Origin of the sequence: Actinocorallia longicatena (genome assembly GCF_039534125.1) — a bacterium.
GTDB classification, from domain to species: Bacteria; Actinomycetota; Actinomycetes; order Streptosporangiales; family Streptosporangiaceae; genus Actinocorallia; species Actinocorallia longicatena.
Genome location: NZ_BAAAUV010000013.1, coordinates 132,014 through 157,438, shown reverse-complemented (window position 1 = coordinate 157,438; position 25,425 = coordinate 132,014). Strand labels below are relative to the sequence as shown.

Genomic DNA, 25,425 nt, shown 5'->3' with positions numbered 1-25,425 from the left:
GCCGTGTCCGAGTCATCGCAGTTCCACGACGAGCTCCCGCAGGAGCCGCTGTCGGAAGAGGTGGCGGACGCGCCGGTCGACGAGCAGATCGAGGACCTCGAGCGCATCGACGACGAGGCCGCCGAGACCGTCTCCGAGGACTCCGACGCCGTCGAGGCCGCTGAGTCCGGCGACGAGGCCGCCGAAGCCGGAGACGCCGAGGACGCCGACGACGAGGACGCCGTCGAGGCCGAGCCGGTCGGCGACCCCTTCGAGGAGTTCAAGCGCGAGCTGCGTATGCAGCCCGGCGACTGGTACGTGATCCACTCCTACGCGGGCTACGAGAACCGGGTCAAGTCGAACATCGAGACCCGGACCACGACCCTCAACATGGAGGACTTCATCTTCCAGATCGAGGTGCCCCAGCAGGAGGTCACCGAGATCAAGAACGGCAAGCGCCAGAAGGTCAACGAGAAGGTCCTCCCGGGCTACATCCTCGTCCGCATGGAGCTGACCGACGAGTCCTGGGGCGCCGTCCGGAACACCCCGGGCGTCACCGGCTTCGTCGGCCTGTCGAACAAGCCGTCCCCGCTGAGCCTGGACGAGGTCGCCAAGCTGCTGGCCCCCGAGCCCGCCGAGCAGACCCCGGCCGCCAAGGCCGCCACCGCCGCGAAGGTCGCCGCCACGGTCGACTTCGAGGTCGGCGAGTCCGTCACCGTCATGGACGGCCCGTTCGCCACGCTTCCCGCCACGGTCAACGAGATCAACCTCGACACCCAGAAGCTCAAGGTGCTGGTTTCGATCTTCGGCCGCGAGACCCCGGTCGAGCTCTCGTTCAACCAGGTCAGCAAGATCTGAGTCCGCCCTCGGGTAGACTTCTCACATCTCGGCCCCTGCCGTCTTTGACGGCGGGGGCTTTATACCGGGCTCCAACATCCAGGCTCACGTTCCGGCCATCGATGTTGCCTGTCTCTTCAGGAGTCGGAGCCACAGTTCACGGAACGAAGGGACGGCGTCATGCCTCCGAAGAAGAAGAAGATCTCCGCGGTCGTCAAGGTCCAGCTCAACGCCGGTGCCGCGACCCCCGCTCCTCCGGTCGGTACCGCTCTCGGTCCGCACGGTGTCAACATCATGGACTTCTGCAAGCAGTACAACGCTGCTACCGAGTCCCAGCGTGGCAACGTGATCCCGGTCGAGATCACGATCTACGAAGACCGCTCCTTCACCTTCGCCACGAAGACCCCGCCGGCGCCGAAGATGATCCTCAAGGCCGCCGGGATCGACAAGGGCTCCTCGAACCCGCTCAAGACCAAGGTCGGCTCCATCACCGGCGCCCAGGTCCGCGAGATCGCCGAGTTCAAGATGAAGGACCTGAACGCCAACGACATCGAGGCCGCCGCGAAGATCATCGCCGGTACCGCCCGTTCCATGGGCATCGAGGTCAAGTAGCACCCGCGGGAGCTCCGCTCCCGCGTTCCACCCAGTGGTAGGGCCCGCGCGGTCCGCTAAGCCACGAACTCCCGTGAAAGGGGAGCAGCATGAAGCGCAGCAAGGGTTACCGGAACGCCTCCGAGAAGATCAACAAGGACGAGCTGTACACGCCGCTCGCCGCCGTTCGTCTCGCGAAGGAGACCACGGTCACCAAGTTCGACCCGACCGTCGAGGTCAACACCCGCCTGGGTGTCGACCCGCGTAAGGCCGACCAGATGGTCCGTGGCACCGTGAACCTGCCCCACGGCACCGGCAAGACCGCCCGCGTGGCCGTCATCGCCGGTGGCGCCAAGGCCGACGAGGCCCGTGAGGCCGGCGCCGACATCGTCGGCTCCGACGACCTCATCGAGCAGATCGCCGGCGGCATGCTGGACTTCGACTCGGTCGTGGCGACCCCGGACATGATGGGCAAGGTCGGTCGTCTCGGCCGCGTCCTCGGCCCGCGTGGTCTCATGCCGAACCCGAAGACCGGCACCGTGACGATGGACGTGGCCAAGGCCGTGTCCGACATCAAGGGCGGCAAGATCGAGTTCCGCGTGGACCGTCACGCGAACCTTCACTTCATCATCGGCAAGGCGTCCTTCGACGAGCGTCAGCTGGTCGAGAACTACGCCGCCGCGCTGGAGGAGATCCTCCGTCTCAAGCCGTCCGCGGCGAAGGGCCGGTACATCAAGAAGGTGACGATCACCTCGACCATGGCCCCGGCCATCCCGGTCGACCCGGCCGTCACCCGCGCGCTGACCGCCGAGATCGACGAGGCGTAAACCGCGCCGATCGCGTCAGTACCAGCGAGCGAGAGCCCCGCACGAGCTTCGTGCGGGGCTCTCGTCTCGTCCGGGGCGGAGCCGTCAGAGGGCGCAGCCCCTACGTCTGAGGTCTGACAGGGAATCCCCCGGTTGGTTCCGGCGGGGGATGTGAGCACCATAAGAGAGAGAGCAGACTCTTACCCATGATGAAGAAGCTCGCCACCGGCGTAGTGGCCGGTTCCGCCCTCGCCCTGGCCCTCACCGCGTGCGGGTCGCCCACCGAATCCCCCAAGACGGTCAACCTGAGCGCGCACGAGGCCCTGAACGCCTCCGCGGGCAAGACCGCGAACGTCGAGTCCTTCTCGGCCGAGCTGACGGTCGGCGGCGGCGCCACCGTGCACGGCACGGGCTCGTTCCAGATCAAGCCCGCCCCCGCGTTCTCGGTGGAGCTCGACCAGATCTCGCTCGCCGGCTTCAACGTCGGCACCGGCGGCACCCGGCTGATCCTGCTCGGCCAGGACGTCTACGTGTCCAACAAGAACCTCAACAGCCTGACCGGCGGCTCCAAGCCGTGGGTCAAGGTCAACCTCGGCACCGTCGGCGACAAGGTCGGCTTCAACCCGGGCGACATGCTCAAGCAGGTCACCCAGGCCAACCCCGCCGACCTGGCGAAGATCGTCGCGGAGTCCACCGACGTCAAGAAGGTCGGCACCGAGAAGATCGACGGCGTCCAGACCACGCACTACGCGGGCACCGTCGACCTGAAGACGGCGCTCAAGAACTGGGACCCCGAGCTCCAGGGCAAGGTCGAGGGGATGGCCAAGGGCGCCGAGGCCCTGACCTTCGACTTCTGGGCCGACAAGGACCAGCTCCCGCGCAAGGTCGCCGCGAAGGCCACCAGCAGCGAGGGCAAGGTCTACGACGTGACGGTCCTGTTCCGCGACTACGGCAAGAAGGTCTCGGTCACGGCCCCGCCCGCCGACCAGGTCGGGGACCTCAAGTTCCCGTAGGACCCGCGGGTTCCGAGGAAGAACGGATCTCCGGAGTGCGTGCCGGCCGTCCCGAGTTGGCACGCACTCCCTTCCTCACGTAGTCTGGCCAGTGCCGAAGACCGCCGGTCGTTGCCCGCATGGGCAGCCGAAGGTCCTGAGACTCTCAGGACGGCCCGCGCATGGTGATACTGGAAGATCAAGTGAGAACCTTGTGACGTCCCGTGCGCCCTGCGCCGGGGCGTTTTGTGTGTTCCAGGGGCTTCGTGATCGGCGTGAAAACTGGAAGGAGTCCCATGGCGAGGGCGGACAAGGGCGCGACAGTCGCCGAGCTCAAGAGTGAATTCGAGAGCTCCAACGGCGCTGTCCTGACCGAGTACCGCGGGCTCACCGTGGCGCAGCTCAAGGAACTGCGTCGCGGCCTCGGTGACACGGCGAAGTTCGCCGTCGTGAAGAACACGCTGACCAAGATCGCCGCGAAGGACGCGGGCGTTTCGGGACTGGACGAGCTTCTCGCCGGTCCCTCCGCCATCGCGTTCGTCAAGGGCGATGTGGTCGAGGCCGCCAAGGGCCTGCGTGATTTCGCGAAGGCGAACCCGAAGCTCGTGATCAAGGGCGGGTTCATCGACGGCAAGCCGATGAACGCGGACGAGATCACCAAGCTGGCCGACCTGGAGTCGCGCGAGATCCTTCTCGCGAAGCTCGCGGGTGCGATGAAGGCGTCGATGGGCAACGCCGCGGCGCTGTTCAACGCTCTGCCGACGCAGATGGCCCAGCTCTCCGAGGCTCTCCGCGCCAAGCGCGCCGAGGGCGGGGACGCTGCCGCCGAGGTCGTCACCGAGGAGGCTGCGGCCGAATAGGCCGTACGCCCCACCCCGTGGTCGTAAGACTTTAAGTAAGCAAGCCTGTTCTGGAGGAACACATCATGGCGAAGCTCAGCACCGAAGAGCTGCTGGACACCTTCAAGGAGATGACCCTTCTCGAGCTCTCCGAGTTCGTGAAGCTCTTCGAGGAGACCTTCGACGTCAAGGCCGCCGCTCCGGTCGCCATCGCGGGCCCTGCGGGCCCCGGCGCCGTCGCTGAGGCCCCCGAGGAGAAGGACGAGTTCGACGTCATCCTCGAGGCCGCCGGCGACAAGAAGATCCAGGTCATCAAGGAAGTCCGTACCCTGACCTCCCTGGGCCTCAAGGAGGCCAAGGACCTGGTCGACGGCGCTCCCAAGCCGCTCCTGGAGAAGGTCAACAAGGAAGCCGCCGAGAAGGCCAAGGCCGCTCTCGAGGCCGCCGGCGCCACCGTCTCGGTCAAGTAGTCACCTCTCGGTTCGGTAACGAACCGGAGCTGGTCTGCTGAACGGCCGGTCACCCCACCCGGGGTGACCGGCCGTTCGCATTTCCCCCTCCGTCACATAACGAGAGGGGGTTTTTGTCATCTCACTGACAAGTCAACTTTCGATCTTTGTGGTGGGTCAGGTTCGCCCTGGTCCCCGCCTTGAGCTGCGGATCCTCGTCCCAGTAGGCTCTCCCGTGACGTAAGTAACGATTGCCTTACGGCGTCGCTTTTGTGCCCACTACTTGGTCTCAGGCTCTTCCTTTTTGCGAAAAGGCCACTAAGTTAGTGAGACCCGGCCGGTGGTTACTGGCCGGTAGTCACGAAGCCGACGCGCTGAGTGACGTAGAGCTTCTACTCGCTCATGAGATCCGGAATTCCCCCCCGGCTGGACGAGAGGTGACGAGTGGGCGTCGAAATCAGGGTCGAAGGACTAACCAAACGCTTCGGCCGTCAGACCATTTGGGAGGACGTCTCCCTGACCATCCCGTCAGGAGAGATCAGCGTTCTCCTCGGCCCTTCGGGAACGGGTAAGTCCGTCTTCCTGAAGACGCTCGTCGGCCTGCTCAAGCCCGACCGCGGCAATGTGTGGATCGGTGACCGCAACCTTCCCCAGCTGCCGGAGAGCCTCCTCTACGAGACCCGCAAGCTGTTCGGCGTCCTGTTCCAGGACGGCGCCCTCTTCGGATCGATGAGCCTGTTCGACAACATCGCCTTCCCGCTTCGTGAGCACACGAAGAAGAACGAGTCCGAGGTCAAGCGGATCGTCATGGAGAAGATGGACATGGTCGGCCTGCTCGGGGCGGAGGGCAAGCTCCCCGGCGAGATCTCCGGCGGTATGCGCAAGCGCGCCGGCCTCGCCCGTGCCCTGGTGCTCGACCCCGAGATCATCCTGTTCGACGAGCCGGACTCCGGCCTGGACCCGGTCCGCACCGCGTACCTGAACCAGCTCATCGTCGACCTCAACGCCCAGATCGGCGCGACGTTCCTCATCGTCACGCACGACATCAACACCGCGCGCACCGTCCCGGACAACATCGGCCTGCTGTTCCGCCGCGAGCTGATCATGTTCGGCCAGCGCGAGATGCTGCTGTCGTCCGAGGAGCCCGTGGTCCGCCAGTTCCTCAACGCCCGCCGCGTCGGCCCCATCGGCATGTCCGAGGAGAAGGACGTCAGCGAGCTCGAGGCCGAGGCCGCCGCCGGTAACGACCCCGGCAAGCTTCCCCCCATCCCGCCGCAGCTCATGCCGTCGAGCGGGCTCATCAGGCCCACCCAGCACGCGCCCGGTTCCTGGCTGCGCGCGCACGGCGTCGCCCCGCCCCCCGGCTCCTTCGTGGACGACCTGGGTCGCAACTGGGTCGACGAGTGGCCCCGCTATGTCGCTTCGGTCAACGCGGCCGCCGGAGGCGTCCGGAAATGACAACGGCACGACCCGGCGCGAGTTCGAGCCGCTTGCGCCCCGTCGCCGATGGTGCGGTCAACATCCTGGTCAAGGAACCCGGCCGCTTCTTCGGTCTGTGTCTCGATGTGTTCAGGGCCATGTTCAAGTGGCCATTCCAGTGGCGTGAGTTCATTCAGCAGGCCTGGTTCATCGTCGGTGTGACGGTGGTCCCGACCACGCTGGTGGCCATTCCGTTCGGGGCCGTCCTCTCCCTCCAGATGGGCGGCCTCATCCGGCAGCTCGGAGCGCAGTCCTACATCGGCGCGACGAGTGTCGTCGCGATCGTCCGGGAAGCGTCTCCGATCGTCAGCGCGCTGCTCATCGCCGGTGCGGCGGGCAGCGCGATGTGCGCCGACATCGGCGCGCGGAAGATCCGCGAGGAGATCGACGCCATGGAGGTGCTGGGGATCAACCCCCTGCACCGCCTGGTCGTCCCCCGGATGCTGGCGTGCGCCTTCATCGGGCTGTTCCTGAACGGCCTGGTGTCGGTGGTCGGCATCGTCGGCGGTTACGTCTTCAACGTCATGCTGCAGGGCGGCACCCCCGGCGCCTACCTGTCGAGCTTCAGCGGGATGGCGCAGCTCCCCGACCTCTACCAGGCGGAGTTCAAGGCGTTCCTGTTCGGCCTGACGGCCGGGCTGGTCGCCGCCTACAAGGGCCTGAACGCCAAGGGCGGCCCGAAGGGCGTGGGCGACGCGGTGAACCAGACCGTCGTCATCACCTTCATGCTGCTGTTCCTTGAGAACTTCCTGGTCACGGTCCTGTACTCCCAGTTCTTCCCCGCGAAGGGCATGTGATGGCGCCCATCTACAAGAAGCCCGTCGACAGCCTCGACGACCTGGGCCGCCAGCTCTCGTTCTACGTCCGAGCGTTCGCCTGGTTCTTCCGGGCGATGACCCGCTACCGGACCGAGGTGCTGCGGCTGCTGGCCGAGGTGTCCCTCGGTTCGGGCGGGCTCGCGGTCGTCGGCGGTTCCGCCGCGATCGTCGGCTTCATGACGTTCTTCACCGGTACCGAGGTCGGGATCCAGGGCTACCAGGCCCTGAACCAGATCGGTTCGGAGGCCTTCACCGGCTTCATCTCCTCCTACTTCAACACCCGTGAGCTCGCACCCCTGGTGAGCGCGCTGGCGCTGTCCGCGACGGTCGGCTGCGGCTTCACCGCCCAGCTCGGCGCGATGCGGATCTCGGACGAGATCGACGCCCTCGAGGTCATGGCCGTCCCGTCGCTGCCGTTCCTCGTCTCGACCCGCCTGGTGGCGGGCATGATCGCGGTCATCCCGCTGTACGTGATCGGCCTGCTGGCCTCCTACGTCGCGACCCGGTTCATGGTGACGTTCTTCTTCGGCCAGTCCGGCGGCACCTACGACCACTACTTCAATCTGTTCCTGTCGCCCTACGACATCCTCTGGTCGTTCGGCAAGGTGATCGTCTTCGCGGTGATCGTCATGCTGATCCACTGCTACTACGGCTTCCACGCCTCCGGTGGTCCCGCCGGCGTCGGCGTGGCCGTGGGGCGGGCGGTGCGGACCTCCATCGTGGCCGTCAACGTCCTGGACCTGATGCTCGGCATCGCCATCTGGGGCGCGACCACCAGTGTCAGAGTGGCGGGATAGCGAGATGCCAGAGAAGATCCGTAACCGCGTGCTGGGAGTGTCGTTCCTCCTGGCGTGCGTGCTGCTCGTCGTGCTGTGCATCGCGTTCTACAACCGCGCCTTCAGCGACACGGTGAAGATCAAGTACACCGCCGACAGGGCCGGTCTGCAGCTCCTCGAGCACAGTGACGTGAAGATCCGCGGCCTGATCGTCGGGGAGGTCCGCTCGATCGAGCAGGCCCCCGAGGGCGCCGTGATGGAGCTGGCGATCCAGAAGGACAAGGCGAAGTTCATCCCGTCGAACGCGACCGGCAGGCTGCTGCCCAAGACGCTGTTCGGTGAGAAGTACATCGATCTGTCCGCGCCCGCGCAGCCCGCCGCCCCGATCAAGAACGGGTCGGTGCTGACGCAGGACAAGACGGCGGTCTCGGTCGAGATCGACCAGGTGCTCAACGACATCATGCCGCTGCTGAAGGCGGTCGAGCCGGCGAAGCTGAACCAGACGCTGAACGCGGTCGCCACCGCCCTCGACGGCCGTGGCGAGAAGCTCGGCCGGACGGCGGAGCAGCTCGACTCGCTGCTCGCCAAGGTCAACCCGAAGCTGAAGACCTTCCTGTACGACCTGAAGGCCGCGGGCGACGTCTCCGACGTCTACTCCGCAGCGACCCCCGACCTCATGCGGGCCCTGCGGAACATCAACGTCACGAGCACGACCATCGTGGACAAGCAGGCCGCGATCGAGGAGCTCATCCCGGCCGTGACCCGCGTCGCCGACCACGGCACCCGGTTCATGAACCAGAACTCCCCGAAGATCGTCGGCCTGAACATCTCGCTCAGGTCCCCGATGTCGGTGCTGGCCAGGTACTCGCCGTCCTTCCCGTGCGTCATGACGGGCCTGGACAAGCTGAGCAAGAACAACAACGAGGCCGTCGGCGGCGGCAAGCGGCCCAGCAGCAACCTGTGGATCGAGATCGTCAAGCCGCGGCCGGGCTACAAGTACCCGCTCGACGTGCCCGAGGCGAAGGACTTCCGCAACCCCCGCTGCTACGGACTGCCCAACCCGAAGGTCCCGTTCGACGACTGGCTCGCCCTGGACGGCACCGAGGACGACATCTGGTGGAAGAAGAACCGCTCGATGTCCAGCCTCTTCGTGACGCCCGGCGCCGGTCAGACGGAGAACGACGTGGTCAAGGCCGTCGTCGCCCCCACCCTGAACATGGAAGCCGCTGACGTGCCCGACTTCGTGACCCTGCTGTTCGGTCCGCTGGCGAACGGAACGGTGGTGAACGTCCAGTGAGCGAGAACCGCCGCACCTTCGTCGACGGGATCAAGCTGACGGCGTTCGTCGCCTTCACCTCCGTGATCACCGGCATCCTCGCCGTGACGATCGCCAACCACCGCTTCGGCCCGAGCACCGACTACAAGGCGCTGTTCAGCGACTCGTCGGGTCTGCTCAAGGGCGACGAGGTGCGGGTCGCGGGCGTCCGGATCGGCCAGATCAACGACATCAAGCTGTACAAGGGCACCCTCGCCGAGGTCCACTTCTCCATCGAGAAGACCGGGCCGTTCGTCGGCGGGGTGCCGTCCTCGACACTGGCCCAGGTCCGCTACCGCAACCTCATCGGACAGCGGTACCTGTCGCTGACCGAGGGTCCCGGCACCTCCGGGGTGAAGCTGCCGCGCAACGGCACGATCCCGGTCGAGCAGACCGAGCCCGCCCTCGACCTCACCGCCCTGTTCAACGGCTTCCGGCCGCTGTTCCAGGCGCTGAACCCCGAGGACGTCAACAAGCTGTCCTTCGAGATCGTCAAGGTGCTCCAGGGCGAGGGCGGCACGATCAACTCGCTGCTCACCCATGTGGCGTCGCTGACGAACACGCTGGCGGACCGGGACGCGGTGATCGGCCGGGTCATCACCAACCTCAGTGAGGTCCTCGGCACGATCTCCGACCGGACCGACCAGACGAACGCCCTGCTCAAGGAGCTCCAGGGCTTCGTGTCGGGCGTCGCGGACGACCGCAAGGCGATCTTCGACTCGCTGTCGTCGCTGAACTCCCTGACCGGCGTCACCGCCGATCTGCTCGCCAAGGCCCGTCCGTCGATCCAGACCGACATCGAGGGCCTGAACGCGCTGACCCGCACCCTCGCCGACAACGACGACACCCTGGACAAGACCTTCAAGAACATGCGGGACCGGCTGGAGAAGCTGAACCGGACGACCTCCTACGGGTCCTGGTTCAACTACTACCTCTGCAGCATGGACGCCCGCATCGTCCTCCCCGGAGCGCCGGCCTACTTCACGCCGAAGATCGTGAACGACAACGCGAGGTGCAAGCAGTGAGGGTCCCGTTCAGAGAGAAGAACCCCACGGTTCTGGGCCTGGTCTCGCTCGCCTCGATCGCCCTCGGCATCACGGTGGCCCTGAACATCGACAACATCCCGCTGGTCACGGGCGGCACCACCTACCACGCGGAGTTCGCCGAGGCGGCGGGCCTGCGCGACGGTGAGGAGGTCCGGATCGCGGGCGTCAAGGTCGGCCGGGTCACCAAGCTCGACCTCGAAGGCGACCACGTGCGGGTCGACTTCAAGGTCGACGACGGTGTGCCGGTCGGCAACGCGACCCGGGTCGAGATCAAGATCAAGACCCTGCTGGGCTCGCACTACCTGGCGCTCGACCCGCGCGGCCCGGAGAAGCAGCGGCCGTCCGTGGCGATCCCGCGCTCGCGGACCACCACGCCCTACGAGGTCGTCCCGGCCATCGCCGATCTGTCGAAGAACATCTCGAAGATCGACGACAAGGCGCTCGCGACCGCCTTCGACACGATGTCGGAGACGTTCAAGAACTCCCCGGACGAGATCAAGGCCTCGCTGAAGGGCCTCCAGCGGCTGTCGAAGACCATCTCCTCCCGTGACGACGAGCTCGCCCAGCTCATCACCCGGGCCAAGGACGTCACGGGGGTGCTGGCCGAGCGCAAGGACGACTTCGTGAAGGTCGTCGAGCGCGGTGACCAGATCCTCCAGGCCGTCCAGAACCGGCGGGCGGTCATCCACCAGCTCCTGCTGAACACCTACGCGGTCTCCCAGCAGATCAACGCCGTCATCGACGAGAACGAGGACGAGCTCAAGCCGCTGCTGAAGAACCTGCAGAAGGTCGCGGCGGTCCTGCTGAAGAACAAGGACAACCTCGACCGCGACCTCCAGCTCATGGCGGTCTACGGCAGGCAGTTCACCGACGCGACCGGCAGCGGCCGCTGGTTCGACAGCTACATCCAGAACTTCATCCCGATCCCCGCGAGCATCGGATCGCCCTCCAAGGACAAGAAGACCAAGAAGTCCGCCGACGACCCGCTCCCGTTGCTCCCGTGAGGCCCGCCATGCGAACTCTCCTCCGCCTCGCGGTGCCGCTCCTGGTGGTCGTGATGGCCGTGGCAGCCGTCGTGCTGCTGTGGCCGAGCGCCCCCCAGCACCGGCTCACCGCCTATTTCACCAACACCGTCGGCCTCTACCCCGGCGCCGACGTCCGGATCCTCGGGATCCCCGTCGGCAAGGTCGACAGCATCCACCCGGCGGGAACGGCCGTCCGGGTCGAGATGCACTACGAGTCGCGGCGCAAGGTCCCCGCCGACGCCCAGGCCGTCATCGTCGCCCAGTCGCTGGTGTCGGACCGGTTCGTCCAGCTCACCCCGGTCTACACCGGGGGGGCGGTCCTCCAGGACCGGGCCACCATCGACGTCAAGCGCACCGCGGTGCCGGTCGAGGTCGACGAGGTCTCCCAGAGCCTCAACGACCTCAACAAGGCCCTCGGCCCGGACGGAGCCAACAAGGACGGCGCCCTGTCGCGGTTCCTCGAGGTCGGCGCCGCCAACCTCGACGGCACCGGCGACGACCTGCGCAAGACCATCGGCGACTCCGCCGACGTCCTGGCGACCCTGTCGGACAACCGCGAGGACATCACGGCCTCGCTGAAGAACCTCGAGCAGCTCACCGAGGTCCTGGCCGCCAACGACGACGACGTCCGCCGCTTCACCGACAGCCTCTCGGCCGTCACCACCCAGCTCAACGGCGAGAAGGACGAGCTCAGCGCCGCGCTGAAGATCCTCGGCCCGACGCTCCAGAACGTCACCCGGTTCGTCAAGGACAACAAGGGCAGCATCTCCAAGAGCGTCAGCGACCTGGCGTCCGCGACGGCGGTGCTGGTGAAGCAGAAGAAGGCGTTCGGTGAGTTCCTCAACACCGCGCCGCTGGGCATCGCCAACATGGCGCGCGCCTACGACCCGATCTCGGGCACGCTGCACACCCGCACCGACTTCCTGCAGTTCAAGAACCCGGCCGACTGGATCTGCTCGCTGGCCTACTCCCTCGGCACCCCGCCGAAGGAGTGCCTGAAGAGCCTCGCTCCGCTCTCCGGCGGTCTCGGCTTCGACCTGAAGTTCGACCTGTCGTGGATCACCGCGCTGACGACCACGTACAACCCGCACCCCGTGCCGTGCGACGCCTACGGCCCCGGCGACAAGCGCAAGCCGGCCGCCTGCAAGGGCGGCGGCAAGAACAAGAAGGTCGCCGGCGAGGACAAGCCCGACAAGACCCTCGGTGGTCTGCTTCCGGACGGAGGAGGACAGTGAGAAGAACCCTCGCCCTCGCCGTCGCCGGGGTGCTGGCCGCCTCCGGCTGCGGGTTCGACGGAGTGTCGTCGATCCCGCTGCCCGGCGGGCCCGACCTCGGCTCGCACCCCTACGAGGTGCACATCGAGTTCGTGAACGTGCTGGACCTCGTGCCGCAGGCGACCGTCAAGGTCGACGACGTCTCCGTCGGGCGGATCGAGGACATCAAGCTGAACGGCTGGAAGGCCGATGTCCGGATCAAGCTGAACGGGAACGTCAGGCTCCCCGACAACGCGACCGCGACCATCGCCCAGACCTCGCTGCTCGGTGAGAAGTTCGTCGCGCTGAAGGGCCCGGCGACCGGCGGTTCCGGTCAGCTCTCCGACGGCGACCTCATCCCGATCACCTCGACGACCCAGAACACCGAGGTCGAAGAGGTCCTGTCGGCCCTGTCGATGCTGCTGAACGGTGGCGGCATCGAGCAGATCTCGACGATCACGAAGGAGCTCAACGCGGCGATGTCCGGCCGCGAGGAGACCATCAAGTCGGTGCTGAACCGGGTCGACACGTTCGTGACCGTCCTGGACCGGCAGAAGATCGTCATCACCGACGCCCTCGACAAGATCGACCGGCTGATGGTCAAGCTCGAGGAGGAGAAGGGCACGATCGCCGACACCATCGAGAAGACCGAGCCGGCCGTCAGGATCCTGCGCGACAACCGCGCCGACCTGACCAAGATGCTGGTGGGCCTCTCGAAGTTCAGCGACGTGACGTCCTCCACGATCAAGCGGTCGAAGAAGGACTTCCTGGCGAACCTCAAGGATCTCCAGCCGATCCTGAAGAACATCAACAAGTCGGGCGACCTGGTGCCGAAGAACATCGGCAACCTGCTGACCTTCCCCTTCCCCGACACCTTCGCCAACACCGTCCGCGGTGACTTCGCGAACATGAACATGACGGTCTCGCTCGACATGAACGAGATCATGCACAACCTGCTCACCGGTACGTCCCAGGACAAGTCGCTCGCCAGGTCGCTCCAGAAGCAGGCCGACGCGCTGCGGAACCTGATCACCCCGCCCGGCACCTCGCTCACGCAGCAGCCGCCCGGCGTGATCGACCTCGGTGACACCCCGGGGCCCGGCGGCTCGGTCCTGCCGACCATCGGAATGCCCGACACCTCGCTCGACGCTCTGCTGGGAGGCACGTCGTGATCCTCAAACGCGGCGTCAAGATCCAGCTCCTGGTGTTCCTCATCATCACCGTGCTGGGCGTCACCTACACGGCCTACCGCTACATCGGCGTCGGCCAGACCGTCCTCAACACGACCTACGTCGCCTACGTGGAGCTGCCCGACTCGGGCGGCGCGTTCACCAATTCCGAGGTGACCTACCGCGGCGTCACGGTCGGCCGGGTCGGACCCATCGCCCTGACCAGCGACGGTGTGCGGATCAAGCTGGAGCTCAAGCGCAAGCACAAGATCCCGCGTGACACCGTCGCCGTCGTCGCCAACCGGTCCGCGGTCGGCGAGCAGTACATCGACCTTCAGCCGCGCTCGACCAGCGGCCCGTTCCTGTCGGACGGGGGGACCTACACGATCCCCGCGACCGACACCCGGATCCCGGTCAAGACCTCCGAGCTGCTGGTCAACCTCGACAAGACCGTCGCCTCGGTCGACCCGAAGAACCTGAAGACCATCGTCGACGAGCTCGACAAGGCCTTCAAGGGCACCGGCGCCGACCTCCAGTCGATCCTCGACAACGGCAGCGATCTCATCAAGGAGATGGACGACAACTACGACACGACGGCCGACCTGCTGGACCACGGCAAGACGGTCCTGAACACCCAGCGGGACAAGGGCTCGGCGATCCAGAACTTCGCCCGTCAGCTCGCGTCGCTGAGCGACCAGATCCGCCAGGACGACGGCTCGATCCGCAAGGACATCGACGCCACCGTGCCCGCCACGGACCAGGCCGACTCGCTGATGTACAAGCTGTCGCCCGACCTGCCGGTGCTCCTGGCCAACCTCACGACCACCGGCCAGGTCCTGTCGATGCAGGAGGACGGTCTGCGGACCCTCCTGCTGCTGTTCCCCGCGGCCCTCGGCGGCGGTCCGACGATCCTGCCCGGCGACGGCTACCAGCACATGGGCCTCGTTCTCAACGGCGACTCTCCGGCTCCCTGCACCAAGGGGTACGAGAAGACCAAGAAGCGCTGGCCGCAGTTCACCCAGGAGACCCCGGCACGCCTCGACATCGGCTGCAAGGACCCCGACAAGAACATCGCGGTGCGCGGTTCCCGGAACGCCCCGAAGGCGCATCCGGCGCCCGTGCTGCCCGTGGGCGCGCTCGACGGCGCAGGTGAGCCCCCCGCCGCGTCGCTCGCACGTGAAGTGAAGAACAACAAGGACGAAGACGCCTATCAGACGCAAACGTCCGATTCGGTGTATGTGACCAGCTACGATCCGACGACCGGAAAGTACGTCGGACCGGACGGAAAGACGTACGTCGTCGGTTCCACCGGCGGTCAGAAGAGCCTCTTGGGGGATGAATCGTGGAAGTGGCTGCTGCTGGGCCCGCTGTCGTGAGGGGAGCCTCCGGCCTCTGGCGATGGATCGTGACGTCCGTCCTGGTCGTCGCGGTCCTCGTCGGGGCCGCGCTCCTCATCGCGCCCGCCTCGAAGATCTGGTCGTCGTCCGACCAGGACCGCCGCGACGAGGCCCTCGGGGCCGCGCGCCAGGTCGCCCTCAACATGGTGACGATGAACTACGACACCGTGAACGCCGACGTCCAGCGGGTCCTGTCCGGTGCCACCGGTTCGTTCAAGGACCAGTGGGCCGGCCAGACCAAGACGCTCGGCGAGGAACTGACCAAGAACCAGTCGAAGTCGCAGGGCTCGGTGCTGAGCGCCGGAGTCGTGTCGATCGACGACGACTCCGCCGAGGTGATCGTCGCGGTCACCTCGGTGGTCACCAACCCGGAAGTGCCCAGCGGGGCGGCCCGGAACCTGCGGTTCCGCATGAGCCTCGTCAAGGAACACGGCAAGTGGCTCGTGTCCGACTTTGCGATGGTGCGATGAACCTCTTCAAGAAGTCCTCGGTCGACGAGATCGACGTCGAGGAAGAAGCCGCGATCATCGACGGGCAGCTCAGCCTGGACGATGCCGAAGCCGTCGAGGCCGAACCCGTCGAGGCCGAGGCGGTCGAAGCGGAGCCGGTCGAGGCCGAGCCCGTGAAGAAGGCCGAGCCCGCGAAGAAGGCCAAGACCGCCGAGAAGCCCGCCGAGAAGGCGAAGCCCGCCAAGGAGAAGAAGGCCGGGACCGGCCGGCAGGGCCCGCCCGTCTGGGTGATGGTCGTGCTCGGCCTGGTCGCCGCGGCCCTGGTCGGCGGCTCGTTCGTGCTGCGCGCCGACAGCGACGGCAAGTACTCCGAGCAGGACCTGGACGACGCCACCCGGACGGCCTTCAACTCCGCCCAGGACATCTCGACCTGGGACTACCGGACCATCGAGGGCGACACCAAGCACGTGCTGTCGGAGACGACCGGCGAGTTCCGCACGGCCTACCAGCAGAGCGCCGCGAAGCTCCTCGCCAACGCCCCCGCCCAGGAGGCCGTGACCCTCGGCACCGCCAGCAAGGCCGGTGTGGAGTCGGTCGGCAAGGACGGCATCAAGGTCCTGGTGTTCCTCAACCAGTCGACCACCCGCAAGGGCGCCGAGCCCTCGACCGACCTGCACCGCCTCCGCCTGACCATGGTCAAGAAGGACGGCGACTGGCTGGTCTCCAAGCTCGAGGTGCTCTGACGCGGCACCGGCTTCACCGCGAGGCCTCTGGGCGGGGACACACCCCTACCCCGGGGGCCTTTCGCCTTTCCGGGCGTCCGGGCGGGTCCTGCGCTGGAAGTCCAGGGTCAGGGCGGCGAGCAGCGGCGCCCAGAACACGAGCGGCAGGTGGGCGAAGCCGACCACGAGGGCGCCGGTGGCGGTCATGCCGTCGTGGGGGAGGGCCCACCAGGCGGCGAAGGGCGTCCCGGCGGCGGCCGTGACCGCCACTCCCGTCCAGGCGGCGGCGAGGACCCCGCGGCGCGGCACCGGGCGTCCTCCGGCCAGCGGGACCCAGCCGGGGACGGACCGGCCCCACCGCTGCACCAGCCCGAGGGCGAGCAGGGCGGCGCACTCGGTCAGCAGGCTGATCATGATCATCGAGGCGGGGCCCGCGGCGCCGTCGCCCACCAGCTCGCGACGGCCGTCGTCGGTGTGGCCGAGGGTCAGGCCCAGGGCCACGCCGATCCGCCAGATCCCCGACGGCAGCGCGAGCAGCGCCGTTGCGAGGGCCGCCCACCGGGCCCAGCGGGGCAGGTCGCCGATGAGCCCCGACCGGAAGATCTCCTCGACGCTCCGCTCTTCAACGATCATCCCCCCACCCTGTCGCCCGCCACCCCGCCACGCCTCCTGCCGCCGACCGATCCTGCTCCTCCTACCGGGGTAGTACCGGGACGGCCGAAGCAGTCCCCAGGCGCTACCCCGGTGGGAGAACACCAGGTCAGAGGGTAAGGCCCGACGTCAGCGGACGACCTTGAAGTTGAACACGTGGGTGCCGAGCGCCCCCATGAGGCGCAGCCACAGGGGCAGGAGCATCTCGGTGCCGCGGGCGGTGGTGATGTCGCCGAGGTCGAGGACGTCGGTGTGGCCGAACGAGGTGAGCAGCCCGGTGACGACCGCCTTGGCCTCGGCGTCGTCGCCGGAGACGAACACCGTGTGGCCGTCGTCGCCGAGGAGCGCGGGACGGACCATCACCTCCGCGTTCATGGTGTTGAGCGCCTTGACGACCCTCGCCTCGGGGAAGGCCGCCTGGACGCGTTCGCCGAGGGAGTCGTCGCCTGAGACGAAGAGGGTCGGCGGGAAGCCCTTCGAGAAGTCGAGCGGCACGGAGATGTCGAGCAGGACCTTCCCGGCGAGGTTGGCCGCCCCCGCCGCCGCGAGGGCGTCGAGGGTGATCGTGCCGCCGGTGGCGTTGACGACGAGCTCGGCCGCCGCCGCGGCCGCGGCGAACGTCTCGGTCCGCACGGAGGGGTGCTCCCGCTGCCAGGCGGCGTAGGAGACCTCCCCGTCGGGGACGGTCCTCGCGAGCGTCCCCGCGACGTCCCGGGTGCCGACGGCGACCTCGTGTCCCAGTTCGTCCAGCCGGTCGGCGAGGGCCCGTCCGACCATTCCCGTGCCCAGTACGGCGATGCGCATGTTCTTCGTCCTTCACCAGGGGGTGGAGCGTGATGTCGGGGGTGATAACGAAACCGAGTCGTTCGGTATTCCTAGACTGGTCCCATGACCCCGAATCCAGGACGGCAGGCGGGCCGGCCGCGCTCGGCCGAGAAGCGGGAGGCGATCCTGGCGGCGACGCTCGCCCTGCTCACCGCCCAGGGCTACGTGCGCACGACCCTCGACCAGGTCGCCGCGCGCGCCGGGGTCAGCAAGTCGACGGTCCATCTGCGCTGGAAGACCAAGGCCGACCTGGTGAGCGCGGCCCTGGCGGCCCAGCGCGTCGGCGACCACGTCGCTCCGCTGACCGGGGACGCCCGGGCCGATCTCGTCACCCGGCTGGCGGCCTTCGCGACCTTCCTGGACGACGTCAGGGGCATGCGGCTGATCGGCACCTGCCTGGCCGAGGAGGAGCACCACCCCGAGCTCCTGGCGCTGATGCGCGAACGCACCGTCGGACCCCGGCGGGCCCTGTTCCGCGAGGCGCTGGAGCAGCAGCCGGGCCTGGCCGCCGACCCCGAGGACGTCGTCTCGGCGCTGATCGGCTCCTACTTCGCCGACTACTACGCGGGGCGGACCACCGGCGACCGGAACGCCTGGGCCGTCCGGGTCGTGGATCTGCTCCTCGGCGGCGCGCTCCGCCGGTGAATCAGTGCTCGCGGCGGGCCAGCAGGCAGGCCTCGGGGAAGCGCTCGCCGTCGGCGGCAGCGCGCAGCAGCCGCGCCACCTCGGTGAAACCGGCCTCGCGCAGGAGCCCGGCCATCCGGTCGGCGGGCCACTGGTAGGCGCGGACGACCTTGTGGTCGTAGGCCCGGACGCCGGCGTCGGCGCCGATCGCGGTGGGAAAGGCGAGCAGGAGATGGCCGCGCGGGACGAGGGCCCGGTGGAAGGCGGCCAGGACGGCCGGAATCCGCTCCGGCGGCAGATGGATGAGCGAGTACCGGGCGATGATCCCGTCGAGCGTGCCGTCCTCGACGTCCGGCTCCTCGATCGACCCGGTCTCGAAGCGCACGCCCGGCCAGGAGGCACGGGCGATGCCGACCATGGCGGGGGACAGGTCGACGCCGAACGCCTCCAGGCCCTGGGCGTGCAGGTAGGCCGTCACATGGCCGGGCCCGCATCCGGCGTCCAGCACGGTCCCCCGGCTCCCCACCAGCTCGGCGAAGGCGCCGAACATGCCCCGCTCCAGCGCGAGCGGCGCGAACTCCCCGCCGTAGAGCTCGGTGTAGAGCTCGGCCACCGCGTCGTAGGCCCCGCCGACGTCGATCCGCGCGCTTTCTTCTCCCACAGACGGCACCCTAAAGCCCATCTCCGACGGAATCGGCCTCAGACGGTGTAAACGCCTGCTCTGGCGGCCGTCGCGGCCGCCAGGGCGGCACGGTCGGCCGCCGCGGCGTCGAGGGGGTCGCCGCTGGCCAGGAGCCGGTAGTAGAGCGGGGCGGACACGGCCCTGACGACCTCGGCGGCGTCGGTGCCCGGCGGGACCTCGCCCCGCTTCTCGGCCAGTGCGACGCAGGGCGCCCACTCGGCGATGCGGGTGGCGTAGAAGGCGTGCAGGGCCTCCGCGGTCCGCGGATCGCAGGTGGCCGCCGCGATGACGGCCCTGAACAGCGGAGCCTGGCGCGGATCGCTCAGCGTGCGCAGGACCAGCCGGGCGTTCGCCCGCAGATCGCCCTCGAGCGAGCCGGTGTCGCTGCGCGGCAGGGAGTCCTCGGCCATGGCCGTGAGCAGGTCGGCGATCAGCCCGGTGGTGGTCGACCAGCGGCGGTACACGGTCGTCTTGCCGACCTCGGCGCGGCGGGCCACGTCGGCCAGGTCCAGCCCGTCGAAGCCGCGCTCGGCCAGGGCGTCGCCGGCGGCGCGCAGGACGGCCTCCCGGACGCGCGCCGTCCGGCCGCCCGGGCGGGTCGTGGGAGGTGGCTCGGCAGCCGTCATAACGGTACTCCAGTTCCCTTAAGCGTTCCGGCGTGCTACGTTCCCTCTTAACGGAACCATAGTACCGTTAATAGTTTATTGGAGGGACAACCATGTCCGTTGCACTCGACCCCCCGATCACCTCGCCGGACCGCATGACCGGCCGGCAGAAGCTGGTGCTCCCCCTCCTGCTCGGCGCACAGTTCATGATCGCGGTCGACTTCTCGATCCTGAACGTCGCCCTGCCCGTCGTGGGCGAGGGCCTCGGCTTCCCCCTCACCAGGCTCCAGTGGATCGCCACCTCCTTCGCCCTGGCGGCGGCCGGATTCACCCTGCTGTTCGGCCGGATCGGCGACCTGGTCGGCCGTAAGCGGATCTTCATCGGAGGCATGGCGGTCCTGGGGGCGTCGTCCCTGCTCGGCGGGCTCGCGGTGACCCCGGAGATGCTGCTCGCCGCCCGGGTGCTCCAGGGCCTGGCGACGGCCGCCGTCACCCCGGCCGGGCTCGCGCTGCTCACCACCGCGTTCAGGGAGGGCCCGCTGCGGGACCGTGCCCTCGGCCTCAACGGCGCCCTGATGTCGGCCGGATTCACCGCGGGGGCGATCCTCGGCGGGCTCCTGACCGATCTGCTCTCCTGGCGCTGGGCCTTCTTCGTCAACGTGCCCGTCGCCGCCGTGGTCCTCCTCCTCGCGCCCCGGGCGATCACCGACGAGCGTCCCGCCGTCCGTCCCCGGCTCGACGTGCCCGGCGCCCTGACGGTCACCGCCGGCCTCCTCGCCCTGGTCTTCGGGCTCACCCGGGCCGGCGAGTCCGGCTGGACCTCGCCCGGCACCCTCGCCGCGCTCGCCGCCGGAACCGCGCTGCTCGTGGTCTTCTGGTTCGCCGAGAAGAGCTCGTCCGCCCCGCTCGTCCCGATCACCGTCCTCCGGCGCCGGACGGTCGTGTGGGGCAACGCCGCGGGCCTGGTCGCCTTCGTCACCGAGACCTCGCTGGTCTTCCTGCTGACCCTCTACCTCCAGGAGGTCCTCGGATACTCCCCGCTGGCCACCGGCCTCGCCTTCGGCGTCCTCGGCCTCGGGACGGTCGCGGGCGGCACCCTCGGCGGCCGGGCCGTGAGCCGCTTCGGAGCCCGGACGGCCATCGCGGCGGGCGGGATCGTCCAGGCCGCGGCCACGCTCTCGCTGGTCGCCCTGGGCACCTCGGGCGCCTGGATCTGGCTCCTGCTGGCGGCCACGTTCGCCGGCGGCGTCGGCAACATGCTGGTGATCGTCGGCTTCATGGTCACCGCCACCTCGGGACTGCCGGACACCGAGCAGGGCCTGGCCACCGGGCTCGCCACCATGACCCAGCAGGTCGGCATCACGATGGGAATCCCGATCATGAGCGCCCTGGCCACGGCGCGGATGGCGTCCCCGGCGACCCCCGGCACGGTCCTGGACGGCGTCGGCTTCGCGGTCGGGATCAACGCGCTCCTGGCCCTGGCGGGCTCCCTCCTGGCCGCCGCGGCCCTGCGCCCCGCGCGCCGCTGACCGCCCGCCTCACCGCGTCCGCTGGGACAGCAGGAACGCCCGCGGGAACCGTTCGCCTTCACCGGGGTCGCGCAGCAGCCGGGCGACCTCGGTGAAGCCCGCCTTGCGCAGCAGGGTCTCCATGAGCCCGACCGGCCAGCGGTGGGCGGGCGCTATCTTGTGCTCGATCTCCTCGGCCTGCGTCCCCTCCTCGGTCACCTGGAACGCCATCAGCAGATGCCCGCCCGGGGCCAGCGCCCGCCGGAACTCCTCCAGCGCCCCGGGCACGTGCTCCGGCGGCGTGTGGATGATCGAGTACAGGGCGACGATCCCCGCGAGGGCGGCGTCGGAGACGGGCAGGGCGTCCATCGGCGCCACCTCGAATCCGGGCTCCGGCCTGGCCTCACGCGCCAGCTTCACCATGACGGGCGACAGATCGACCCCGTCGGCGGCCAGCCCGAGCCCGCGCAGATAGGCCGTGACGTGCCCGGGCCCGCACCCGACGTCGAGCACGGCGCCCCCGTCGGGAATCCGTGCCGCGAACGCCCCGTACATCCCGCGGTCCAGAGCCCGGGGCTCGAACTCGGCCCCGTAGAGTTCCAGATACCGTGCGGCGGCCGCGTCATAGGCCACCCGGGTCTCTCGCAGATAATCGGCCTCACCCATGGCGTGACCGTAACCCCCAGGAACCGACTCAACCCCCGACATCGGGCACGGGACGGGAGAGTCAAGATCTTTTGAACGCTCCCTGGCGCGACCCTCACTGGGGCTCCTGTGACCTCGGGTGGGAAGGGGCGGATTTGTGGTTATTCCTTGTGACCCCCGTCTCTAAACTATGAACCTCATCACGGCTGCTCAGAGCCCGAAAAGTCCGTGTGCGGCCTTGACTTGTGGGGCCTGAAGGACGATGCTGCGAGGCAACGATGATGTGGATAGCAGTAGTAAGGTTGCGCGCAGTGTGCCGGTCGGCTACACTGCCCCTTTGCGCTGCCCTTTAACTATCCGCCGTGGCAACCTTGTCGTGATCTTGACTTATGATCACTGTTTTCTCGGGGATGGTTTGGCGTGCACGCCCGTCACCGCCGCGAGCCCTCGGAAGGACCACCTCTTGGCAGCCTCGCGCAACGCCTCGAAGACCCTGACCGGTCCGAACCGCGTCTCATTCGCCCGCATCAACGAACCGCTTGAAGTACCGGACCTCCTCGCTCTGCAGACAGAGTCCTTTGACACTCTGCTCGGCAATGAGCGCTGGAAGGCACGGGTCCAGGCTGCCCAGGATGCCGGTCGCAAGGACGTCCCGACTCAGTCGGGTCTGGAAGAGATCTTCGAAGAAATCAGTCCCATCGAGGACTTCTCCGGGACCATGTCCCTCTCGTTCCGGGATCACCGGTTCGAGCCGCCCAAGTACTCCGTCGAGGAGTGCAAGGACAAGGACATGACCTACTCCGCCCCGATGTTCGTCACGGCGGAGTTCATCAACAACACCACTGGTGAGATCAAGAGCCAGACGGTGTTCATGGGTGACTTCCCGCTCATGACGCCGAAGGGCACTTTTATCATCAACGGCACCGAGCGTGTCGTTGTGTCTCAGCTCGTCCGCTCTCCGGGCGTCTACTTCGAGCGCCAGCTCGACAAGACCTCGGACAAGGACATCTACGGCTGCAAGGTCATCCCGTCCCGGGGCGCCTGGCTCGAGTTCGAGATCGACAAGCGTGACAACGTCGGTGTCCGCATCGACCGCAAGCGCAAGCAGGGCGTCACCGTCCTCCTGAAGGCGCTCGGCTGGGACGAGGCCCGCATCCTCGAGCGCTTCGGCGACTACGAGTCGATGCGGATCACCCTCGAGAAGGACCACACCGCCGGCCAGGACGAGGCGCTGCTCGACATCTACCGCAAGCTTCGTCCGGGCGAGCCCCCGACGAAGGAGTCGGCCCAGACCCTTCTGAACAACCTGTACTTCAACCCCAAGCGCTACGACATGGCGAAGGTGGGCCGGTACAAGGTCAACAAGAAGCTCGGCCTGGACATCGACATGACCCAGGGCACGATGACCGAGGACGACATCGTCTCGACCATCGAGTACCTGGTGCGCCTGCACGCCGGCGAGGAGGAGTTCGACGCTCCCGACGGCCGTAACCTGCCCGTCGAGGTCGACGACATCGACCACTTCGGCAACCGCCGCCTGCGCAGCGTCGGCGAGCTCATCCAGAACCAGGTCCGGCTCGGCCTGGCCCGGATGGAGCGCGTCGTCCGCGAGCGGATGACGACCCAGGACGTCGAGGCGATCACGCCCCAGACTCTGATCAACATCCGCCCGGTCGTGGCGTCGATCAAGGAGTTCTTCGGAACCTCCCAGCTGTCGCAGTTCATGGACCAGACCAACCCGCTCGCCGGCCTGACGCACAAGCGTCGCCTGTCCGCGCTGGGCCCGGGCGGTCTGTCCCGTGAGCGCGCCGGCATGGAGGTCCGTGACGTCCACCCGTCGCACTACGGCCGCATGTGCCCGATCGAGACGCCGGAAGGACCGAACATCGGTCTGATCGGCTCCCTCGCGGCGTTCGGGCGGGTGAACCCCTTCGGGTTCATCGAGACCCCGTACCGCAAGGTCATCGACGGCAAGGTCACCGACCAGATCGACTACCTCACCGCCGACGAGGAGGACCGCTTCGTCAAGGCGCAGGCCAACTCCGCGCTGAACACGGACGGCACCTTCGCCGAGGCCCGGGTCCTGGTCCGCACCAAGGGCGGTGAGACCGAGCTCTCGCGCGCCGCAGAGGTCGACTACATGGACGTCTCCGCGCGTCAGATGACCTCGGTCGCGACCGCGATGATCCCGTTCCTCGAGCACGACGACGCCAACCGCGCCCTCATGGGCTCGAACATGCAGCGCCAGTCCGTCCCGCTGCTCCGCTCGGAGGCCCCGCTCGTGGGCACCGGCATGGAGTACCGGGCCGCGACCGACGCCGGCGACGTCATCACCGCCGAGAAGGCCGGTGTGGTCGAGGAGGTCTCCGCGGACTACGTGACCGTCATGAACGACGACGGCACCCGCCAGACCTACCGGGTCGCGAAGTTCAAGCGCTCCAACCAGGGCACCTGCTTCAACCAGAAGCCGATCGTCAACGAGGGAGACCGGGTCGAGTTCGGCCAGGTCCTCGCCGACGGCCCCTGCACCGACCAGGGCGAGATGGCCCTGGGCAAGAACCTCCTCGTGGCGTTCATGCCGTGGGAGGGCCACAACTACGAAGACGCGATCATCCTCAGCCAGCGGCTGGTCCAGGACGACGTCCTCTCCTCGATCCACATCGAGGAGCACGAGGTCGACGCCCGTGACACCAAGCTCGGCCCCGAGGAGATCACCCGGGACATCCCGAACGTCTCCGAAGAGGTCCTCGCCGACCTCGACGAGCGCGGCATCATCCGCATCGGCGCCGACGTCGTCACCGGCGACATCCTCGTCGGCAAGGTCACGCCCAAGGGCGAGACCGAGCTGACCCCGGAAGAGCGCCTGCTGCGCGCGATCTTCGGTGAGAAGGCGCGCGAAGTGCGCGACACCTCGCTGAAGGTGCCGCACGGTGAGTCCGGCAAGGTCATCGGCGTCCGCGTGTTCTCGCGCGACGAGGGCGACGAGCTCCCGCCGGGCGTCAACGAGCTGGTCCGCGTCTACGTGGCCCAGAAGCGCAAGATCACCGATGGTGACAAGCTCGCCGGCCGTCACGGCAACAAGGGCGTCATCTCCAAGGTCCTGCCCGTCGAGGACATGCCGTTCCTCGAGGACGGCACGCCGGTCGACATCGTCCTGAACCCGCTGGGTGTTCCGGGACGAATGAACGTCGGCCAGGTCCTCGAGACGCACCTGGGCTGGGTCGCCTCCCGCGGTTGGAAGATCGAGGGCGACGACGAGGACTGGAAGCGGAACCTCAAGGGCATCGGCCTGGAAGAGGCCCCGCCGTGGACCAACACCGCCACGCCCGTCTTCGACGGCGCGCACCAGGAGGACGTCACCGGCCTCCTCGCGAGCACCATCCCCAACCGGGACGGCAACCGCATGGTGTCCGGCGGCGGCAAGGCGCGCCTGTTCGACGGCCGCTCCGGCGAGCCGTTCAAGGACGCCATCTCGGTCGGCTACATCTACATCCTGAAGCTGCTCCACCTCGTGGACGACAAGATCCACGCCCGTTCCACCGGCCCCTACTCCATGATCACGCAGCAGCCGCTGGGTGGTAAGGCGCAGTTCGGTGGCCAGCGGTTCGGTGAAATGGAAGTGTGGGCCCTCGAGGCCTACGGCGCGGCCTACGCGCTCCAGGAGCTGCTGACGATCAAGTCCGACGACGTGCTCGGCCGCGTGAAGGTCTACGAGGCCATCGTCAAGGGCGAGAACATCCCGGAGCCCGGTATTCCGGAGTCCTTCAAGGTCCTCATCAAGGAAATGCAGTCGCTCTGCCTGAACGTGGAGGTTCTGAGCAGCGACGGCATGTCCATCGAGATGAGGGACACCGACGAGGACGTGTTCCGGGCCGCAGAAGAGCTGGGCATCGACCTTTCTCGGCGTGAGCCGAGCTCGGTCGAGGAAGTCTGAGAGGGGAGC

The 25,425-nt window shown here is 67.9% G+C and carries 25 protein-coding genes; 20 read left to right on the top strand and 5 right to left on the bottom strand.

Features of this window, described 5'->3' with window-relative positions; all coding sequences use genetic code 11:
- The first annotated feature begins 3 nt into the window (after positions 1-3).
- The 17 genes from nusG to ABD785_RS24955 all read left to right on the top strand — a co-directional run bounded on the left by nusG (position 4) and on the right by ABD785_RS24955 (position 15,963).
- The gene (gene nusG / locus ABD785_RS25035) at positions 4-837 is read left to right on the top strand and encodes a transcription termination/antitermination protein NusG (RefSeq protein WP_425547817.1); all 834 of its coding nucleotides are present in this window, start codon (positions 4-6) and stop codon (positions 835-837) included.
- Between the two features lie 159 nt (positions 838-996).
- Entirely contained in the window at positions 997-1,428 is a 432-nt protein-coding gene (gene rplK / locus ABD785_RS25030; RefSeq protein WP_344832664.1) for a 50S ribosomal protein L11, read from the top strand.
- Between the two features lie 89 nt (positions 1,429-1,517).
- Positions 1,518-2,234: a 50S ribosomal protein L1 gene (gene rplA, locus ABD785_RS25025; RefSeq protein ID WP_344832661.1), complete on the top strand. Its 717-nt coding sequence runs from the start codon at positions 1,518-1,520 to the stop codon at positions 2,232-2,234.
- Between the two features lie 185 nt (positions 2,235-2,419).
- Complete coding sequence (locus ABD785_RS25020; RefSeq protein WP_344832658.1) at positions 2,420-3,226, top strand: SCO4651 family lipoprotein; 807 nt, start codon at positions 2,420-2,422, stop codon at positions 3,224-3,226.
- A gap of 275 nt (positions 3,227-3,501) precedes the next feature.
- Complete coding sequence (gene rplJ, locus ABD785_RS25015) at positions 3,502-4,065, top strand: 50S ribosomal protein L10 (RefSeq protein WP_344832657.1); 564 nt, start codon at positions 3,502-3,504, stop codon at positions 4,063-4,065.
- A gap of 65 nt (positions 4,066-4,130) precedes the next feature.
- Positions 4,131-4,514 (top strand): 50S ribosomal protein L7/L12, encoded by a 384-nt coding sequence (gene rplL, locus ABD785_RS25010; RefSeq protein ID WP_344832654.1) that lies wholly within the window; start codon positions 4,131-4,133, stop codon positions 4,512-4,514.
- 423 nt (positions 4,515-4,937) lie between these two features.
- Positions 4,938-5,951: an ABC transporter ATP-binding protein gene (locus tag ABD785_RS25005; RefSeq protein WP_344832652.1), complete on the top strand. Its 1,014-nt coding sequence runs from the start codon at positions 4,938-4,940 to the stop codon at positions 5,949-5,951.
- Between the two features lie 119 nt (positions 5,952-6,070).
- Complete coding sequence (locus ABD785_RS25000; RefSeq protein ID WP_344832649.1) at positions 6,071-6,769, top strand: MlaE family ABC transporter permease; 699 nt, start codon at positions 6,071-6,073, stop codon at positions 6,767-6,769.
- Positions 6,769-7,587: an MlaE family ABC transporter permease gene (locus ABD785_RS24995; RefSeq protein ID WP_344832646.1), complete on the top strand. Its 819-nt coding sequence runs from the start codon at positions 6,769-6,771 to the stop codon at positions 7,585-7,587. Before ABD785_RS25000 ends, ABD785_RS24995 begins: the two co-directional genes overlap by 1 nt.
- Positions 7,588-7,591: 4 nt before the next feature.
- Positions 7,592-8,863, top strand: a complete 1,272-nt coding sequence (locus tag ABD785_RS24990; protein WP_344832643.1) for an MCE family protein — start codon at positions 7,592-7,594, stop codon at positions 8,861-8,863.
- On the top strand, positions 8,860-9,906 hold the full coding sequence (locus ABD785_RS24985; RefSeq protein ID WP_344832640.1) for an MCE family protein: 1,047 nt from the start codon (positions 8,860-8,862) through the stop codon (positions 9,904-9,906). Before ABD785_RS24990 ends, ABD785_RS24985 begins: the two co-directional genes overlap by 4 nt.
- Positions 9,903-10,931 carry an MCE family protein gene (locus ABD785_RS24980; protein ID WP_344832637.1) on the top strand — a complete coding sequence of 343 codons (1,029 nt, stop codon included), beginning with the start codon at positions 9,903-9,905 and terminating at the stop codon, positions 10,929-10,931. Before ABD785_RS24985 ends, ABD785_RS24980 begins: the two co-directional genes overlap by 4 nt.
- Before the next feature lie 8 nt (positions 10,932-10,939).
- Positions 10,940-12,187, top strand: a complete 1,248-nt coding sequence (locus ABD785_RS24975; protein ID WP_344832635.1) for an MCE family protein — start codon at positions 10,940-10,942, stop codon at positions 12,185-12,187.
- Positions 12,184-13,377, top strand: a complete 1,194-nt coding sequence (locus ABD785_RS24970; protein WP_344832632.1) for an MCE family protein — start codon at positions 12,184-12,186, stop codon at positions 13,375-13,377. Before ABD785_RS24975 ends, ABD785_RS24970 begins: the two co-directional genes overlap by 4 nt.
- Positions 13,374-14,750 (top strand): MCE family protein, encoded by a 1,377-nt coding sequence (locus tag ABD785_RS24965; RefSeq protein WP_344832629.1) that lies wholly within the window; start codon positions 13,374-13,376, stop codon positions 14,748-14,750. Before ABD785_RS24970 ends, ABD785_RS24965 begins: the two co-directional genes overlap by 4 nt.
- Before the next feature lie 29 nt (positions 14,751-14,779).
- Positions 14,780-15,241 carry a hypothetical protein gene (locus tag ABD785_RS24960; protein WP_344832626.1) on the top strand — a complete coding sequence of 154 codons (462 nt, stop codon included), beginning with the start codon at positions 14,780-14,782 and terminating at the stop codon, positions 15,239-15,241.
- Positions 15,238-15,963, top strand: a complete 726-nt coding sequence (locus ABD785_RS24955) for a hypothetical protein (protein ID WP_344832623.1) — start codon at positions 15,238-15,240, stop codon at positions 15,961-15,963. Before ABD785_RS24960 ends, ABD785_RS24955 begins: the two co-directional genes overlap by 4 nt.
- A gap of 45 nt (positions 15,964-16,008) precedes the next feature.
- Here the strand turns inward: ABD785_RS24955 and ABD785_RS24950 are convergent, their stop codons facing one another.
- Together ABD785_RS24950 and ABD785_RS24945 are read right to left on the bottom strand one after the other, a co-directional pair.
- Positions 16,009-16,575, bottom strand: coding sequence for a hypothetical protein (locus ABD785_RS24950; protein ID WP_344832620.1), 567 nt, complete (start codon positions 16,573-16,575; stop codon positions 16,009-16,011).
- A 147-nt stretch (positions 16,576-16,722) separates the two neighbouring features.
- Positions 16,723-17,397: an NADPH-dependent F420 reductase gene (locus ABD785_RS24945; RefSeq protein ID WP_344832617.1), complete on the bottom strand. Its 675-nt coding sequence runs from the start codon at positions 17,395-17,397 to the stop codon at positions 16,723-16,725.
- Between the two features lie 84 nt (positions 17,398-17,481).
- Here ABD785_RS24945 and ABD785_RS24940 point away from each other — a divergent pair, with 84 nt between their 5' ends.
- Positions 17,482-18,063 carry a TetR/AcrR family transcriptional regulator gene (locus tag ABD785_RS24940; protein ID WP_344832615.1) on the top strand — a complete coding sequence of 194 codons (582 nt, stop codon included), beginning with the start codon at positions 17,482-17,484 and terminating at the stop codon, positions 18,061-18,063.
- A gap of 1 nt (position 18,064) precedes the next feature.
- Here ABD785_RS24940 and ABD785_RS24935 read toward each other — a convergent pair whose 3' ends face one another.
- Positions 18,065-18,703 (bottom strand): class I SAM-dependent methyltransferase, encoded by a 639-nt coding sequence (locus ABD785_RS24935; protein ID WP_344832611.1) that lies wholly within the window; start codon positions 18,701-18,703, stop codon positions 18,065-18,067.
- 38 nt (positions 18,704-18,741) lie between these two features.
- Positions 18,742-19,350, bottom strand: a complete 609-nt coding sequence (locus ABD785_RS24930) for a TetR/AcrR family transcriptional regulator (RefSeq protein WP_344832609.1) — start codon at positions 19,348-19,350, stop codon at positions 18,742-18,744.
- A 92-nt stretch (positions 19,351-19,442) separates the two neighbouring features.
- Between ABD785_RS24930 and ABD785_RS24925 the strand changes: the two genes are divergently transcribed.
- Positions 19,443-20,858, top strand: a complete 1,416-nt coding sequence (locus tag ABD785_RS24925) for an MFS transporter (RefSeq protein ID WP_344832606.1) — start codon at positions 19,443-19,445, stop codon at positions 20,856-20,858.
- A 9-nt stretch (positions 20,859-20,867) separates the two neighbouring features.
- On the opposite strand, the gene ABD785_RS24920 is transcribed toward ABD785_RS24925, so the two are convergent.
- Complete coding sequence (locus ABD785_RS24920) at positions 20,868-21,503, bottom strand: class I SAM-dependent methyltransferase (RefSeq protein WP_344832604.1); 636 nt, start codon at positions 21,501-21,503, stop codon at positions 20,868-20,870.
- A gap of 442 nt (positions 21,504-21,945) precedes the next feature.
- Here ABD785_RS24920 and rpoB point away from each other — a divergent pair, with 442 nt between their 5' ends.
- Positions 21,946-25,416 (top strand): DNA-directed RNA polymerase subunit beta, encoded by a 3,471-nt coding sequence (gene rpoB / locus ABD785_RS24915; RefSeq protein ID WP_344832602.1) that lies wholly within the window; start codon positions 21,946-21,948, stop codon positions 25,414-25,416.
- The last annotated feature ends 9 nt before the right edge of the window (positions 25,417-25,425 follow it).